Origin of the sequence: Clostridium sp. chh4-2, from assembly GCF_002899675.1 — a bacterium.
Lineage (GTDB): Bacteria > Bacillota > Clostridia > Lachnospirales > Lachnospiraceae > CHH4-2.
The window spans coordinates 192,990-206,737 of sequence record NZ_PKUU01000005.1 but is presented as its reverse complement, the minus strand read 5'-3'; the positions used below and the strand labels follow the sequence as shown (position 1 = coordinate 206,737).

Genomic DNA, 13,748 nt, shown 5'->3' with positions numbered 1-13,748 from the left:
TCATTCCTCCATGATTTTATTGTCTGTAAATGTTCCGAACCGTTACTTTTTTTCTATTAAGTTTCGAAACGCCTCATATAATCCTGTGCTAGCCAGCCCGGTAACGGCTCCGGCCACGATATAATGTAAAGAAACATTTCCTGCGTCGATACAGGTTAATACAGCTCCGGCCACGGCCAACAGGGTGGGGATGTATTGATTGCTGACCTTGTCCAGCCAGGAAATGTGTTTGATGCAGTATCCGATAACCAGGCAGGCCGCCATCACGATCGGAACATACATCTGTCCAATATAACTCAAATCCATAATTGTACCTCCATAATTTTTATAGGGAAACCGGCAGGCACCCGAAGCTTAGATGCCGCCGGTTACTTGTATTTCCATACTTGATATATACACGCAGAAAAATGGGGGAAACGCAGGGATTTCAAGGCCCGGCGGGGATTTTCAGCTTTTCCACACGGTATAATTTCTGCTTAGCCGTCTTGTTTTTTCTGTTATATCTGTGTTGGCATTCTCCGCATCTTTTTTGATTTCTGGCCTTTTGAATGTACAGGCAGCCGCAGTCCATACACCGGCCGTATTGTTTTCTCGTGTTTTGGGGGAGGCCGTAATATTTCTTCTGCCATTTGCGGATTTCGCCGTCCAGGCAGCAGTTGATGTATTTGACGTAAAAATGATCCTCTGTCAGGAAATCCAGCCGGGTCGGCACGGATGTTTTCGTTTCGTAATCCCCGATCAATTTACAGTTATCCAGTATTTTGAGCAAAAATGTTTCCATAAGACTTTTGTATTCGTTCCAGGGCAGGGACATCTTTTGCCTCTGCAGTTTTTCCTTCATTTTTTGTGCTTTGTCCATCGCTTCATTAATTAAGGCGTTTGCCCCGTCCCTGCTCAGACCGGTTCCTGAGATCCATTCGTAGTATAAGTTTTTGGGCGTTTTAAGCAGGTCCATATATTCTTTTCCAAGGATCACGTCGCTGTCAAAATATCTGGTGTAGATGTTATTGATCTTCTGACGTATCAGGTCATACCAGTTTTCCGTTTCAGTCACGGATTTATAATAATTGTATTCAATGGAAGACCAGGAGCTGAAAAGCCGCCCCAGGTCTGTTTCCAGTAAATCGTTTCGTATAGTAAAATGAATGGTTTTCGTGTAGATACGCCTTTTATTATCACAGGACCAGATGGAAGAGCAGAACAACTTAAAAATTTCCGCCTTTTCTTCCAATGTTCCGGCTTCTTTATAATCTTCTATCAGTTCATACAGATAAATTCCGGTATTATTGCAGATCATTGCCACCTTCTTCAAATTCGTAATATTTGCCTAAGTATTCGTAGGAACCGTTGGTTTTTGAGGGAACTTCTTTTATGCGGACCATTTTTTCAGAATCCGTATTATTTCTTAGATTTTTAAGGATGTAATTACCGAACGCGGACCAGGCCAGGGACTTGCTGATGGACATACTGGTATAGGAGCAGCTTATCACGTAATTGGCGATGGTTTCCTCGGGAAGGGCCAGCTCGCAGAGAAGTTTACTCTTAAATTCCTCTGAAATGGTTTCCAAACGGAAGCTGTAATCCTTATCGTCAGGATTTTCACTTTTTAAATTCATGTGCCGTTTGAGTTCCTGGGCGAAATCGTTGATATACCGCCTGCATACTCTGATTACCGCCCTGTTGGTCAGGTTCAGCGTATTGTTAACCACGAGACGGCGGGAATCCATAAGGCCCTCAATCTGGTTTGCCCATAGAATGTGCTTCTTTTCCCATGTGCAGATATAGTCGCACAGTTCATTTAAAGGGGAGGGGGAGTGGTAGGCGTTTAATTTCACTTTATTCTTCTTATCCGGTATGGCTTTGTTTTTTTCGGCCAATGTCTGATAAGTTTTCATCTTCTGTGGATAATTGTAAAGCAGAAAATAGGGCAGCTGTTTGGACTGACGTTTGATCTTTTGCGGAATATTCCACCGTAACCCTGTTTTTAAATAGTCGATTTCCTTACCCTGAAGAATGCGCAGCAAACTGGAATAATCGGAAAACAGGGTTTTGACCTCTTCCTCAGTCACGTAACGGTTTTCGATGCTGGTTGCCGCATTGGTGATTTCTCCGATCCGGCTGTCCCGGGTCATCAGCTCGTATTCAATGATATTTTCTTTGGTGTATTTTTGAGGTACCGCCATGGCTTTATCGTTGATATCAATGATAACCGGCTTATTAATTCTGGATTTCACGATTGTCGGTTCATTGCAGAGGAACACGATATCCCCGTCGCAGTCGGCCCCTCCCTGTTGGGGAAGGGAGAGGTCGTACATATTTAACATCACAACATCCTGGTCTTTAAAATAGGAAAACCATCTGTCGGTGATCTCATTGCTCACGATTTTAACCTGATTGACTTCGGACTGGTCCACCAGCGGAGAACGGAAGGACAGACAATCCCCTTTTTCCATCGTTTCACAAAAAAATTCATGGGCTTTCAGGCAACCCACCGGATCTTCGCCGGCGGCATATTGAAGATACCCGATCATATCGCCGACAATGGTGTGATAAAATCCGTCGGCATAGATTTTTCCCACTTTCGCCTCATCGATGGCTTTTTTCAATTTGCGGTAAATGAACTGTTTGACTGCCGGGTCTTTCAGCATTGCGTCATTGATGAGGGCGGCCTGCAGGTAGGTGCTTTCCGGTTCGTAGTTCTCGGTATCGTTGATTCCCATAAATTTATAGGTGTAAAATTTCTCGCCGGAGATTATTTTTTCAAACAGGTTTGTGGTATATTCCGCGATTGAGATCACTTTCCCCTTATTTTCCTGGGACAGGATATCGTAGGCCCCAATCTCTCCGTTTTCATAGTAATCAATGTAGTTTGGATTCCATAAATCCAGGCATTGAAGATACTGAAAATTGGTGCGTATTTTTTTCGTGAGATTTTTCACATGATGGCTGTATTTACTGATTCCCAGTGTAAAATGATACTTATGTACGGTTTTAATATAGTTGTCCCACGCGTCATTTCCGTATGTTTCTTTGAATATCTTATGACCTTTAAACATGGACGTGTTCCAGATACAATCGATTTCGTCGATCCTGTGCTGTTTTCCGTAAATATCGGTAATAAATTCATATCCCCATTCATGCAGAATCTCTTTGAAGGGCACATAGACGGAATAGCCCTTTATAAACGGCATCCGGATCTGGGTTCCAATGGGAGAATAGTCCAAATCTAGAGCCGTTTGAACTTTTATCATGAAATCTTTTTCATGGCACCCGCACCCGTCAAAGGGGGAAAGGTTTAAATCCTTATATCCCTCTTCAATTTCCCGGCTGTTATAGACGCCGCTTTCGCCTGTTTCACTGTTTTTAAATTCCCGCTCTTTTTCCACCACATATTTGATGAACTGATGGTTCAGAGTTTTTTCATATTCTCCGATAATCACAATATTCGGAACGTAATCCGGAACGATGGTGCAGGAACTGAACGGAAGGCATCTCTGAGCTTCATATTTGGAAATCACGCATTCTTCTATGGGAATGTCCATCTGGGTAATCCTATATAATTCATCAAAAATATCGTCGCACACAAAGGCGGTAATCCCCTGTTTTCCCTGGGAAGCGGATTTGCCGAACCTGGAATAATGAACGCCGTTATAAGTAAATCCTTCGCGTAACAGCCGCTTTAGCTGGCTGACTTTTTCCTCTTTCTGCTCTTTTTTAGCTACCACTAAGATGACTTCCCCGATATGGGGATTGATTTTTGCAGTTTTGCGCAGTCTCAATATCTGGTCGAACAGGAGAGAAGAGCTTTGGGCTATCAGATATTCATTCTGTATTTCATAATCACGGGTGAGCGTTACTTGATAGTTTTGGCTCAGTATTTCCTTAACCGGCAGTTTGATCAGCGTGTACTGTGTTTTATCCATTTTGATTTCCTCCACTTCAACTTCAGGCAATTATTCGTGTTATTTCTAAAAAGATCCTCATGGTGTAAATCGGATTACCACTGAGTCTGCCAAATGACCTGTCTGTTGGCGTATGTCTCGTCAAAACGCATGCTGGATGCTATGCGGTTGGCGATTGTGGAGCCGTCCTGCGACGCATTTCCTTTATATTCCGTGTTAAAATCCGCTTCATATAGAAATCCGCCAAATGTTTTATGGCGTTCTTCCCGTGTTAGAGGGCGGGCCGGATTGGCGATGCTGCGAGCCGGTGTGTCAGGTGTGGAGAGAGCTGTTCTTTTTGTGTTCTTTTTCATTTTTATTTCCTCCTATTATGTTTTGAAAAATGCTGTCCGGGCATTTTCGACATTTATGACATTTATGAAAAGAAGTTCCGATGTGGTTGGAACGTGTATAGGTCACACTGATTACTTCTCGGTTTGGAGGTTTAGTTTTTGTAAAAGTGAATTTGCTGTGAGGAAAAATGAATGATATGACAGAGACAGATTGGAAAATGCAGGATTAACGGTTTCGATTAAATAAATGATGAAAGAGATTTAAAAAAACAGGATTGGCGGATCGTGTTCGGAAGAAAAAAGTGTTTTGAAAGTAAGAAGAAGGAAAGAAAATCATGGAAAAATCATTGGATTTCAGGATAAAACAGTAGAAAAAGCCGGGTTTAAAGGAAGACAGTACTGGATTTTACTGGATTTTCGGAGAGGGCAGATAATTAAAATTTGCAAAAACAGAACATACGTTCGAACAAGGGATTGACAAGAACATGTGTTCTCTGTATAATTAAGGTGTAAAAGAAAAACGACCCATCCCTCAAACGTGTTCCAGCACATCGGGATGAGTCGCACCTAGCATAGCGGAAAACTATACTCCACTTATTATCACAAATAGTTTATAACTAGTCAAGTGAATTCCGGTTTTCTGCCAATATATTCCATTATATTACTATTCACAGTCCCGGTGGTTTCTGCCGTCCGTTCCGGTTTTGGCAGTATGCAGGAACTTTCCTGTGACTTTGCAGGGCATTAGCAATTTACCAGGTCTCTGAATAATAACACCATTATAAGTTGTTGATTTAAGTGAGTTTTCCAGCCCATTGGCCAAGCAGTAAGGCATACGACTTTGACTCGTACATCTGCAGGTGCAAATCCCGCATGGGCTGTTTTATTTTTGTACAAAAAATCAGTAAATCAGGAAAGGTGGATCACTACAATGCAGGATAAATTAGAGTTCTACTATGTGGACAATGCAGTTCGTCTGCATAAAACGGTAGATAAGATTTTATATAGATACGGAGGGATAACGACCAAGGATTATGATGATTTTTACAGCCTGGCCAATGAAGTATTTGTCGATGTATTGAGGAAATATGACAGCAAACAGAGCTTTGAAGGCTTTTTATATTCCTGTCTGTCCAATAAGATTAAGACGGAGATAACGAAACGGAACAGGGAGAAGAGGAGGGCGGACAGAAACACAATTTCTATGGACGAACCGGTTGGGGAAGAGGAGGGGGGAACAATTGGCGAGCTGATCGCATCTGATTTTGATCTGGAAAACGAGTTATTGGAAGAAGCAGGAATACCAAATGATGAAAAAACAGAAAAGTATCTTGAAAACCTGTCTAAAAAGCAGAGAAGAATTGTGGAATTATTGATGGAAGGATATGCTCCGCCTGAGATTCGGGAGCAATTACATATGAAAGAAAAAGAATATGCGGATCACATGGCCGCGATCCGTTCTTATGAGAATATATCTATATTATTTTAATGGGGGTATGTGATAATGGAATTAGTGAGAGACAAAACAAAGCATGATACATATATGAATTCTACTCTTCAGAACATGTTTAAGCGGGGAGAACTCAGGAGAGATCATCCACAGCAAAGGAAAGCGGACCAGTGGGATATACAGACCAGAGACGGTTTTGTAGCCACTGTTATTAAGCATGAGGATATTGATTCGATTAAAATTTGCGAACAGCTGGGAAAAAATGGCGTCACGCTCTGGTTGATTGACGGATTACAGAGACTGACCACTCTGGAAAAATACAGGAACGGAGTGTTTAAGCTGGGAAAATCTGTGGAGATGCCCCTCGTCTATTATCAGGCGGCCAAGAAAAGCGAAAACGACGAACTGCTTACGGATGAAGAGGGCAATATCTTATATGAAAGCGTTCAATACGACCTGCGCGGGGCCGGATATGAGGATCTTCCTGAAAAATTGAAAGAAGAATTTGATAATTATCCGGTGGATGTGGTCAAGCATTTAGACTGCACAGACGAGGAGATCGGATACCACATTCGCAGATATAACCATCAAAAGTCCATGAATGCCACTCAGAGCAGCATCACCTATATGGATTCAGTCGCAAGATATGTAAAGAATATATCGGGTTCCCACCGCTTTTTCAAAGATTGCGGGAACTATACGGAGAATGAAAAGAAGAAAGGCGTGATCGACAGAGTTGTTTCCGAATCGGTGATGGCCATGTTTCATCTGGATAACTGGCAAAAGCAGAGCAAAAAGATGGGAGAATATCTGAATGAACACGCCTGTAAAGAAGAATTTACGGTATTAGAGGAGAATCTGGACCGTTTAATGAAAATCGTGGACGAAGAAGCAGGACAGGTATTCAACAGCAAGAATTCATTTATCTGGTTTACTCTGTTTCGTAAATTCACAAAGCTTGGGCTTGAGGATCACAGGTTTTCCGGGTTCTTACGCGAATTTGTCAATTCGCTCCACTGTGCGGAACTTCCGGAATGTGAAAATGAATCCTTTGACCATCTGGATGCCAATAAGTCCACAAAGGACAAAAGTACTGTGATTAAAAAGTTAAGGCTTCTGGAACGCCTTATGATGAATTATTTCTGTATAGAAGGAGGAGAAACACAGGCAGACCCTGATTTGAGCCTGATCCGTTTCGTCAAAGAGAATGTATGCAAGAATGTGACGGACGAAGATATGGAACAGTATCTGGAAGTGCTTGAGGATTTGACGTTAAATGTGGATAATAATTCAACGCTTTTGGATGAGGGAAATAAAGCCTCGTTAACCGCTCTTGTGGCTTATTCATTTCAAGCGGATATCGATCTGGATGATTGGATCGTAGATTTTTTTAAGAGAAAAGGCGACTATATTGTGAACCAAAAAGATAATTATAAGGACATGAAAAAAGACTTATTGAAATATATGAAGAACATCAATCGGAAACAGGAAGCCAAAAGCTGAATCGCCGGTTAAGGAATTATAATACCTGCGGTTGCAAACGCAAGGTTTTATATAGATAAAAATGGATTACCGGTAATCCTCTGAAAGGACTGCTTAGGAGGATTTGATGAAACAAATTTTATTAATAATATTAACTGTTTTAGATTTAAGCGTCACGCCTGCCAAGGCGCAGGCGGAAGAATCGGTTGAAAAAACTGCGGTGACAGCAGCACAGTTTGAGATGAAATTACCATATGTCACAGATACTGCGTGCAGATATGCGGCAGCAGAAGGCGTCAACATCCGGGAAGAACCCAACACACATTCCAGAATCGTGGGTCAGACGCTTCAAAATACAGAATTCGAATTGGTTTTAGATCTCGATGGCTGGAGCATGGTAACCACATGCAGAGGATATGCTTATATAAAATCGGAGTATTTATCAGAAACACCGGTCTCTTACAGCCGGGAAGATTTGTACATCATGGCTCATTTACTGGCGGGAGAGGCCCAATGCTATCCCGATGAAGAACAGATTTATGTAGGATCCGTGGTACTGAACCGGGTTGCTCATAAAGAATTTCCTAATACAATAAAAGACGTCGTCTTCCAAAAAGGACAGTATGCCTGCACTTGGGACGGCAACTATGACCGGGAACCAACGGAACAGAACTGGAAAAATGCCAGGATTCTCTTAGAACATGGAAGCGTACTGCCTTCCTGCGTCATTTATCAATCCGGCGGAAAACAGGGAAAAGGCGTATATTTAAAAACATCTTATCATTATTACTGCTATTGATTAAGAGGAGAAGGCCGGTTAAACTGGCCGGATCTCATTATAAAAGAAAGAAGAGGGGAAGATAAGGGAATAAAAAGCATAGGAAAATAATAAATATGAAAATACCAGTGGCCTGAATTCCTCCGTAATGATATAATCGATATAAACATGGGGCGGCAATCGGCTGTCATGGCGTAAGATTCAATGATCCAGAACGGAGAACCAGAGCAAAAAAATATACCGGAAACCTTATAATCTCAGGAGTCCGGCATATAAATAGTGGAGATAACGGGATTCGAACCCGCGGTCTCTGCGTTGCGAACGCAGCGCTTTCCCAGCTAAGCTATATCCCCATAGGCTTTATTGTACCACAATATAGTAAAAAAGCAAGATGCAGGAGGAAAAAGAAAATGAAAAAGAATATGAAACGGCTGGCAACAGGAATGATCAGCTGTCTGCTTCTTACAGCTGCTGTTACCGTGACTCTGCCGTCATCAGTATTGATTGAGGCCAACGCCCATTCGGGAAGAACAGGTTACGGCCATGGACATCACAACAATCAGAATCGGAGCGGCCATGATTCCGAACATTATTACTGCGATGGCAATCCGGCCCATCTTCATTCAGATGGCGTATGTCCTTACAGAACCACTACATCCACAGAAGCTGAAACTAGGGCAGCTGAAAGGAAAGAAGTGACCGGCTGCTGGCAGAAGAGTGATAAGGGCTGCCGGTATCAGATGTCAGACGATACCTGTTATACCAATGGCTTTGCAAGAATCGACGGAAAAGACTATTATTTCAATGCCGATGGCTATATGGTGACCGGCGAGAAAACCATTGACGGCGTAACCTATCAGTTCGGAGATGACGGAGCACTGATCCAATAAACTTGTGATATGCCGGAGTGGCGGAATACATACACAGACGAGGGAACCGGGGATAGAAAGCGTACAGCCGGTTTTCCCGGCGGCTTTCATTCCCCATTCCAGCGGCTCACCGTCTTAATCTATCTTATTCTATCAATCCAAAATGCCTGCAGGCATTCCAAACTCCATCCTGATCGATGGCAGTGGTTATATAGTCGGCGGCTTTCTTTAATTCAGGCAATGCATTTCCCATAGCGATTCCGGTTCCCGCCTGTTCAACAATTTCATAGTCATTCATGCTGTCTCCGAATGCAAAGGTATGCTCCAATGGGATGTTAAAGTGTTCACAGAGACGGATCAGCCCCTGGGCTTTCGATGCCTTTTTTTCCACAACATCAGCTCCGCAGCGTCCGGCGAACATCAACAGTTTCAATTCCGGGAACTGTGATTCGATTTCTCTGGCTCCGGCCTCGTCTCCGATGTAAGCTAATGTGCGCACGCCCAGCATCATCAGGCTGCTGGGATCTTTGAAGTTTCTGCCGGATTCATTCCATCGTCTCATATCGTGTTCCACCACTTTTTCCGGATGTATGTAGTAATCGTCATCACCGATGGTGACGCCTATGCTGTGGCCTTTTAGCTCTGCGTATTCCATCACATCTTTTAAAAGCTGTGAATCCATATAATGTTCATAGATTAACCGGTCTCCTACAGTGATCTTAGTCCCGTTCATATGTATAATCGCGTCCGGTTTTACCATATCGGCATATAGACGGCTGTAATAGTTATCCATGTCCCGTCCTGTGGCCAGGGCGATAATATGGTTTTTACGCAGCTGTTCCAATGCGGCCAACGCGCTGTCGGGAATGGTCCACGTTCCGTGATCCAATAATGTCATATCTAAATCAAAGCTTATAATTGTTTTCATGTAACTCCTCCAGGTATATAATTTTAGGGCATGTTTCAAAAGTATTGTATGTTAGTAAATACAATATCACAAATAAGGTAAACCTGCAATCTCAGGAAATGTGAAAGACTGGAATGATTTATATGTTCTAATACATTGGCTTTAAGATGATTTAACCTGGAAAATCCCGGATTAAACAAGGAGGAGGGCAGTCCCAATACGGAACTGCCCAGAGTATGAAAAAGAGTCTATATAAAAGGTTTATTAACCTGTTGATGAATATAATATACTGCTATATTGTGATAAAAGTTTGTAAAATTTGTGAAACAATTGTGAAGTCCCATAAGCCGGTGTTGAAATGAAAGGGCTGGAATGGAATCCTATTATTAGGGAGTGGGAATTGCAGAATAAAAATTGAGGAGCCGGATTACATGTGCGTTTATAGACATTCTGCATTGTATTTTATATTTATATATAATATAATTTACTTAAATCAGAATTTTGGAGGCGGAACATGGGACAAATTGCAAATCAGATGGCAATAGAACTATTTTTTAAAATAAAACAGAGGATTAAAGAGAAAAGGGAAGAAAAAAAGCAAAATCAAGAGAAAAAAGAGGCTGAAAAAGATAAATAGCTTCTGGTTCTTTCTTGTGGTTTTTAGGTTCCTCTTTTTGTGTGTATTATTTATTATCTCTATCATATCATTTTACATTATATCTCTGTCCAAGGGAAGCGGTATACCGGGCACAGCCGCCATCGCCGTCCGGCTTAACTACAGCCACCTCTGTCCGATAGATTCCAGCAGGAACAGTTTGGAAATAGGGCTGGCTGTCCCGTACCCCCAGATAAACCAACGGTTCACGCACAAGTACCCGCCCGCTGGGGAGGGAGCATAGCCCAATGTCCATCACCGCCAACTGCTTACTGGCGATCACCTCCAATTCAAAATAGGTATTCAAATCCACAGGTCAAACCGTTTTTTCTTTCACCTGCTCGTATAGTTCCAGCCATTCTTTCTAGGTCCCATTATGCCGCCTCCTTATTAAAATTGAATTAGAGTATTCCCCGTCTTTGAAAAAACGCATTACACAGAAGCAGAAGAATCCAACGCAAGATATTTTGGGCTTACACCATGAACCAAAAGTATGTTTGATATTTCATCAAATAAATTCAGCACCGCTTTTCCTTTGTATGGAGGATTGCCAAAGATTGCCACATTCGCACCGTCTCTGAATGCTGAGATATTGAAAACAGTAATTATATTGGAAAAAGATTTATCAGGCGCAAATTCAAACGTATTGATAAACCCATCCAGAACAGCTGGAAATTCAATTTTATCATATCTGCAAATGTCCAAGTGGTTGAGCATGACATTCCTAATCTGGTCGATACATTCTTGACTAACAGTAAGAAAGCAGGAATCGACGATTGTGTCGGCATGCATGCCAGGTGTATTAAAATACAGGCACCTCACATTTCCTTTCTCTACACCTTCCATCACATCGACCTGTGATATCGTATATTCCCATGCGTCAGCCCGGGTATATCTGAAAATGCGTCTTTCTTCTATATGCATCCTTGATTTCTCTGTTGACATACCGTTTTCCCCCTGTAAATGAAAGTTAATTACTATGCTGCCTCCAAAGTTCATTTATCTTATCCGGCAGTTTTTCAATATCATTTCCCAGAAGTGAAATATACTCTTTTTCAATAATTTCCGGCACATTAAAATAATCGCCATTTTTATCAATTCCGTATAATTCACCATTTCCATTCGTCCCTATGACGATATGGTCCGGCAAAAATTCATCCATACAATAATCATCATTTATTTCTTGTAAAGTCTCCAACGGAAAGAGTATCAACCATGTTTCTCCGATATCTCCTTCTCCCCCATTATGCTTTTTCATAAAATTTATATATTGCATAGGTAGAATAACATCATTTATCTTATCGATTTTTTCACCCATATATGGTTCATTAAAATTAAATCCGTCCCAATCCATCATAATACAAACGCCTCCGTTCATTTCCCTAAAAGGAAACTGCCAGTTCCGATTTACCATGAAATATGTAATACACCGCTCCCACCCGATTGCTTTATTTTTTCGACCGCTCGTTCAAATGTCCGTATTGACATTTAAGTTTCCCCCTCTATAAAATATAAAAATCCCTTGATTTTCTAAGAAATCAAGGGATGTCAAGGAATCATATAAGTCGGAGTAACAGGATTTGAACCTGCGACCTCTCGGCCCCCAGCCGAGCGCGCTACCAAGCTACGCCATACTCCGCTTATATCATTATAGCAAATGAATTGCAGATTGAAAAGAGAAAATTTAAAAAATTTTACATTTATTTTATTTGCCTGAAACCATTTCTTTTAAAATCCTGCAAAAAAGGCCAGTAAATTTCTGGCTCCGTAAAAAATAAATGGTCAGAAAGATTTGCCTATGATATAATCGATTCATGCGTAACACCTGAAGCTGTGATATAAAAATGGCAGGTGAATGCCGACAAACCTTTGATCGATAAGGTCTGCCGGTATTTTTATATAATAGAAAATTATACCGATACATTTGAATTAAGGAGAGCTATATGTTAAAGATTGTTGAACGCATCAGACAGACAGGCCAACCATTTACAAATAAGCAGAAATTTATGGTGCTTGCCTTGCTCCCCACATTTTTTATGGTTGCAGGGTTATTTTTACAGTCTCCTTCCGGCATTGTGGAAGGCATTATTACGATTATCAAGGAACCGGATTTTCTGATTACGGATTATATTGCCATCGGGGGCGTGGGGGCAGCTCTTATTAATGCCAGCCTGCTGACCTATATGTGCATTGGGATCGTGTATTTTTTAGGAATGGAGATGGACGGACATACCATTACCTCCAGTTTTCTGATGTTCGGTTTCTCTTTGTTTGGAAAGAATATTTTGAATATCTGGACTATTTTATTGGGAATTTGGATTTATTCCAAATATCATAAAACCTCTGTTACGCGATATATCTATATCGGGTTTTACGGTACCAGTTTGTCGCCTATCATCACCCAGGTGATGCAGATCGGGAATCTGCCTATGCTCGTAAGGCTTGTGCTCAGTTTATTTGTGGGAGTTACCATCGGCTTTTTGCTTCCGCCGTTGTCCACTCATGTGTATTACACCCACAAGGGATATTCCCTTTATAACGTAGGGTTTTCTTCCGGCATTATTGCTACCGTAATCATTTCCCTGTTTAAATCGTTTGGTATTCAGACTGAGAGCAGGCTGATTTGGGCTACCGGTTATAATGAGCTGTTTATCTGGCTGCTGACCATCTTTTTTATGGGGCTGATTATAGCGGCAGTGGCAAGTTCACGCCATGTATTTGAACGCTACCGCCATATTTTGTCAACTTATGGGCTGGGCGGTACCGATTATGTGAAAAGCGAGGGGCTGGCCCCGGTACTGATGAACATGGGGATTAATGGATTATTTGCGACCGCATTTGTGGCTTTGATCGGAGGCGATTTAAACGGGCCAACTTTGGGCGGGATTTTTACAATCGTTGGATTCAGCGCTACGGGGAAACATCTCAGGAATATCGCGCCGATCATGGTGGGGGTATTGCTGGCCAGCTTTTTAAAGATTTGGAATATTACGGATCCGGGGCCTATGCTGGCGCTGCTGTTTTCCACTACTCTGGCGCCCATCGCGGGAGAATTTGGGGTATTCGCCGGGCTGTTGGCCGGTTTCCTTCATTCTTCTATGGCTCTTAATGTGGGAAGTGTTTATGCGGGCATGAATCTGTATAACAATGGCTTTGCAGGCGGAATTCTGGCAGCGTTTATGGTTCCTGTAATTTTGTCCATTCGGGACAGAAAGGCGCGGGCCAAGGGGAATATCTCGCTATAGACGGGATGATTTAATATTAAGTCCTCCGGACCGGTGTGTTAGCCGTTCCGGAGGATTTTTACGTGAAAAATTAATCAATTGGGATAACTGTTGCACCTTTTCTGTTTCTTTATTATAATCCTAATATG

At 41.9% G+C, this 13,748-nt stretch carries 14 protein-coding genes and 3 tRNA genes; 7 read left to right on the top strand and 10 right to left on the bottom strand.

Features of this window, described 5'->3' with window-relative positions:
- Positions 1–42: 42 nt before the first annotated feature.
- From C0033_RS07305 to C0033_RS07290, 4 genes are all read right to left on the bottom strand, one after another.
- Positions 43–306, bottom strand: coding sequence for a phage holin family protein (locus C0033_RS07305; protein WP_103227210.1), 264 nt, complete (start codon positions 304–306; stop codon positions 43–45).
- Between the two features lie 121 nt (positions 307–427).
- Complete coding sequence (locus tag C0033_RS07300; protein WP_103227209.1) at positions 428–1,297, bottom strand: hypothetical protein; 870 nt, start codon at positions 1,295–1,297, stop codon at positions 428–430.
- Complete coding sequence (locus C0033_RS07295; protein WP_103227208.1) at positions 1,284–3,923, bottom strand: hypothetical protein; 2,640 nt, start codon at positions 3,921–3,923, stop codon at positions 1,284–1,286. The genes C0033_RS07300 and C0033_RS07295 overlap by 14 nt, the downstream gene beginning before the upstream one ends.
- 74 nt (positions 3,924–3,997) lie before the next feature.
- A complete protein-coding gene (locus tag C0033_RS07290) occupies positions 3,998–4,255 on the bottom strand; it encodes a hypothetical protein (protein ID WP_103227207.1) in 258 nt (85 codons plus the stop codon).
- Between the two features lie 788 nt (positions 4,256–5,043).
- On the opposite strand from C0033_RS07290, the gene C0033_RS07285 reads away from it, so the two are divergent.
- The 4 genes from C0033_RS07285 to C0033_RS07270 all read left to right on the top strand — a co-directional run bounded on the left by C0033_RS07285 (position 5,044) and on the right by C0033_RS07270 (position 7,965).
- Positions 5,044–5,115, top strand: a tRNA-Gln gene (locus C0033_RS07285).
- A gap of 50 nt (positions 5,116–5,165) precedes the next feature.
- Entirely contained in the window at positions 5,166–5,723 is a 558-nt protein-coding gene (locus C0033_RS07280; protein WP_103227206.1) for a sigma factor, read from the top strand.
- Between the two features lie 15 nt (positions 5,724–5,738).
- Positions 5,739–7,187: a hypothetical protein gene (locus tag C0033_RS07275; RefSeq protein ID WP_103227205.1), complete on the top strand. Its 1,449-nt coding sequence runs from the start codon at positions 5,739–5,741 to the stop codon at positions 7,185–7,187.
- A 106-nt stretch (positions 7,188–7,293) separates the two neighbouring features.
- Positions 7,294–7,965, top strand: a complete 672-nt coding sequence (locus C0033_RS07270) for a cell wall hydrolase (protein ID WP_103227204.1) — start codon at positions 7,294–7,296, stop codon at positions 7,963–7,965.
- 259 nt (positions 7,966–8,224) lie between these two features.
- Here the strand turns inward: C0033_RS07270 and C0033_RS07265 are convergent.
- A tRNA-Ala gene (locus C0033_RS07265) sits at positions 8,225–8,297 on the bottom strand.
- Between the two features lie 57 nt (positions 8,298–8,354).
- Between C0033_RS07265 and C0033_RS07260 the strand changes: the two genes are divergently transcribed.
- Entirely contained in the window at positions 8,355–8,834 is a 480-nt protein-coding gene (locus C0033_RS07260; RefSeq protein WP_103227203.1) for a hypothetical protein, read from the top strand.
- A 124-nt stretch (positions 8,835–8,958) separates the two neighbouring features.
- Here C0033_RS07260 and C0033_RS07255 read toward each other — a convergent pair whose 3' ends face one another.
- Entirely contained in the window at positions 8,959–9,741 is a 783-nt protein-coding gene (locus C0033_RS07255) for an HAD family hydrolase (RefSeq protein ID WP_180994606.1), read from the bottom strand.
- A gap of 493 nt (positions 9,742–10,234) precedes the next feature.
- Here C0033_RS07255 and C0033_RS27615 point away from each other — a divergent pair, with 493 nt between their 5' ends.
- Positions 10,235–10,357, top strand: coding sequence for a hypothetical protein (locus C0033_RS27615; protein ID WP_278320743.1), 123 nt, complete (start codon positions 10,235–10,237; stop codon positions 10,355–10,357).
- A gap of 67 nt (positions 10,358–10,424) precedes the next feature.
- On the opposite strand, the gene C0033_RS07250 is transcribed toward C0033_RS27615, so the two are convergent.
- The 4 genes from C0033_RS07250 to C0033_RS07235 form a co-directional block, all read right to left on the bottom strand.
- Positions 10,425–10,688: a DUF4241 domain-containing protein gene (locus C0033_RS07250; RefSeq protein WP_103227202.1), complete on the bottom strand. Its 264-nt coding sequence runs from the start codon at positions 10,686–10,688 to the stop codon at positions 10,425–10,427.
- A 119-nt stretch (positions 10,689–10,807) separates the two neighbouring features.
- Positions 10,808–11,320, bottom strand: coding sequence for a hypothetical protein (locus C0033_RS07245; RefSeq protein WP_103227201.1), 513 nt, complete (start codon positions 11,318–11,320; stop codon positions 10,808–10,810).
- Positions 11,321–11,345: 25 nt separating this feature from the next.
- Positions 11,346–11,732 carry an SMI1/KNR4 family protein gene (locus tag C0033_RS07240; RefSeq protein WP_103227200.1) on the bottom strand — a complete coding sequence of 129 codons (387 nt, stop codon included), beginning with the start codon at positions 11,730–11,732 and terminating at the stop codon, positions 11,346–11,348.
- Positions 11,733–11,940: 208 nt separating this feature from the next.
- A tRNA-Pro gene (locus tag C0033_RS07235) sits at positions 11,941–12,014 on the bottom strand.
- Positions 12,015–12,318: 304 nt separating this feature from the next.
- Between C0033_RS07235 and C0033_RS07230 the strand changes: the two genes are divergently transcribed.
- Positions 12,319–13,620: a DUF1576 domain-containing protein gene (locus C0033_RS07230; RefSeq protein ID WP_103227199.1), complete on the top strand. Its 1,302-nt coding sequence runs from the start codon at positions 12,319–12,321 to the stop codon at positions 13,618–13,620.
- Positions 13,621–13,748: the final 128 nt, after the last annotated feature.